1 protein-coding gene is annotated in these 382 nt (G+C 37.7%); it reads left to right on the top strand.

Annotation, left to right across the window (positions count from 1 at the left end; genetic code table 11):
- On the top strand, nt 1-382 hold a 382-nt coding region (locus FC19_RS11235; RefSeq protein ID WP_157061329.1), incomplete at both ends, for an SDR family oxidoreductase.

Here is a 382-nt window from a genome sequence, read left to right as displayed (position 1 = left end):
TAGGTTCTGATCGTGGTTTAGGCTATGTTTTATGTGAACGTTTAGCAAAACAAGGTCATCAAGTTTTTGCTGGTGTTTTTGACAAGAAAAATGTTAGTTCGAATTTTTTTCACAGCGATAATATAGTGACTTACCATACGGATGTAGCGGACGAAAGTACGATGCAGAAAGTAGCTTCTGACTTCTTAGCTAAAAATATAAAGATCGATGCGGTGGTTCATGTAGCAGGCGTATTGATGCGAAGCGATAGAGAAAACAGTTTGCTTACGGCAAGTATCGATGATTTGATGACTGCTTTTAAGATAAATGTAGCGGGTATTATTATGTCGTTTCGAACATTTTATCCACAGATGAACAAAGGCGGTATTTACATTGCAGTGAC

This window comes from Liquorilactobacillus aquaticus DSM 21051 (genome assembly GCF_001436755.1).
In the GTDB taxonomy this organism is placed as follows: domain Bacteria; phylum Bacillota; class Bacilli; order Lactobacillales; family Lactobacillaceae; genus Liquorilactobacillus; species Liquorilactobacillus aquaticus.
The sequence above is the reverse complement of the archived record's forward strand: the minus strand, read 5'-3'. Positions and strand labels throughout refer to the sequence as shown.